Annotated in this window: 2 protein-coding genes; both read left to right on the top strand. The window is 48.3% G+C overall.

The genetic code is table 11. The features are described from left to right. Positions 1-811, top strand: an 811-nt coding sequence (locus tag Q0135_RS11020; protein ID WP_297990448.1) for a hypothetical protein, incomplete at its 5' end; no start/stop codon positions are given. Positions 812-833: 22 nt separating this feature from the next. Next, the coding region (locus Q0135_RS11015; RefSeq protein ID WP_297990446.1) for a molybdopterin-dependent oxidoreductase at positions 834-2,297 on the top strand (1,464 nt) is incomplete at its 3' end.

The following is a 2,297-nucleotide window of genomic DNA, read 5'->3' as shown; positions in this document are numbered from 1 at the left end:
AGGCGTGAAGGAGCTCGGTGCACCGAGTGCGGAAGTAAGCTTAAGCTTGCAAAACGATGCGCCGATTACGGGAGCGGACTACGACGCAGATAAAAAGCAGTTCGCGCTGGTTTCTAAAAATAACGAATTTTACGTTGCGGACGAAAATTTAAAGCCGCTTAGATACGGCAAGCACGATCGCCACTTTATAATGGAGATGGAGGCAACCGTGGGTGCTGCGTGGTACAAAAACGAGCTCGGCATGATAAGTTTTAATAAAACCTTCGTCTTTTATGAGCCTACGGACGGATTGAGTGCAGAGGAGCAAAACAGCCAGTGGAGGCACTTGAGCGAGGGCTGGGATAAATGGAAGCTAAACGATCTCGGTAACAAAGGGCGCTTCTCCACGCTTCGAGCAAAGCAGCAATATATCCTCGGCTGGGATTACGACGCGGCTGCGAATAAATTTATCGTTGCGTCCGTGCCTAACGACGTGAGGGATTATTGGAGCGTGGCGGTGTTTGACGGCGACGACAAGATGATTTTGGAGGAATTTATTCCGCAAATCGGCTCAAATTTAAAACTAAAAGAGAGCAGGAGCCTAGGCGAATACTACGTCACGGGCATCGACGCTCAGCCTGATGCCGTTTATCTTTTGAGTAAAAATTTCTCGACCATTTTAAAGCTAAATTTGCAAACTCATACAATTGAGGATGCGTATAGTTTTAGCGGAGCGGCAAACGCGAGAGCGCTTGCGGTGAAGGACGGCAAATTTTATGTTTTTTCGCGCGAAGGCAAAGAAAATAAAGTTTTCATATACGATATGAAATAAAGCCCACATTTAAGGAGAAGAGATGCAAAGACGTTCTTTCTTAAAAGGCGCGGGAGCGGCTCTAGCTACGGCGGGAGCCTCTCCAAGCCTATTTGGTATGGAGCAGTTTGAGGTGGATTTTAAACCGAAATCCTATAAAAACGAGCAGGGCGTAGAGTATCACTATCTCACCTGTCCTAGAAACTGCCGCGACGCCTGTTCGATGATCGCAGAGATCAAAGACGGTAAGATGGTCAGCATCAAGGGTGATCCGAAGCACCCTCTAACGCAAGGCACGGTCTGCGTCAAAGGTCATACCTATGCAATGCATCTATACAACGCCGATCGCATAATGTACCCAATGAAGCGCGTCGGTAAAAAGTGCGAGGGTAAATGGGAACGCATCAGCTGGGATCAAGCGCTAAAAGAGATAGCCGCGAAGCTCACCGAGATCAAGGCAAAATACGGCGGCGAGGCGCTGACGGAATTTGTCTATTCGGGCAACGAAGGGCATATCTCAAAGACGATCGCGCCGGGAAATTTCTTTGAAAAATACGGTGCTACGAGGCTTGTGCGCAATCCATGCGACTGGCCGCGCTATGCGGGCACGCCGAGCGTTATCGGCACGGACTTTTCAAAAGACGCGCTGGAAGTCGATGAGAGCGATATGTATATCAGCTGGGGCTCAAACGAAGCCTATACGGCGGTGCACTGGATTAGATTTGCCCACCGCGTCAAAAAGCGAGGCGGCAAGATCATCGTCATAAATACGATCAGAATTCCGCTCGCAAACCAGGCCGATATGTTTATCCAGCTAAAGCCTTCAAGCGATCCGGCATTTTGTCTAGCGGTCTGCAAATTTTTGATAGAAGAAGATCTATATGATCATGAATTCGTAGAAAAATATACAACCGGCTTTGAGGATCTAGTACATGAGTGCTCACTCTACACTTATGGCGAACTATCTGAAATGTGCGGAGCAAGCGTCGATCAGATCAAAGTCTTTGCTAGAGAATACGCCCACGCCAAAGCACCGGCTATCATGCACGGCGACGGCGGGCAAAGACACTTTAACGGCGCAAGGCTGGTGCGCGCGGTTACTTTCTTGCCGGTACTTACGGGCTGCCTTACAAAACTTGGCGGCGGATTATTCTGGGCTTACGTGCACGTAAAGGGCTGCTTTAACTTCGATAACTGCATGCCAGATCTTTCGCCGAAAGACGCGGAAGGCAAAAAGATAGAGCGCCAGCAGGTAAGCTATGTAGAATTCGGCAAAGGCATCCAAAAGGAAAATCCGACCTATCTCGACAAACCAATAAATACGGTCATTCGTGCCTGTATCAACTACAACTCAAATTTAATGGTAACGGCGCCGAATACAAATTTAATCAAAAAACGCGTGATGGACGACGACTTTTTCTTAGTAGTCATCGATCCTTATGATACCGACACCTGTGATTACGCGGACTACGTATTGCCGGGCGTTACCTTTATGGAGAGCGAAGAT

The organism is uncultured Campylobacter sp. (assembly GCF_937981295.1).
Classification (GTDB): domain Bacteria; phylum Campylobacterota; class Campylobacteria; order Campylobacterales; family Campylobacteraceae; genus Campylobacter_B.
Note: the sequence above shows the minus strand (reverse complement) of the source record. Positions and strands in the feature narration are given on the sequence as shown.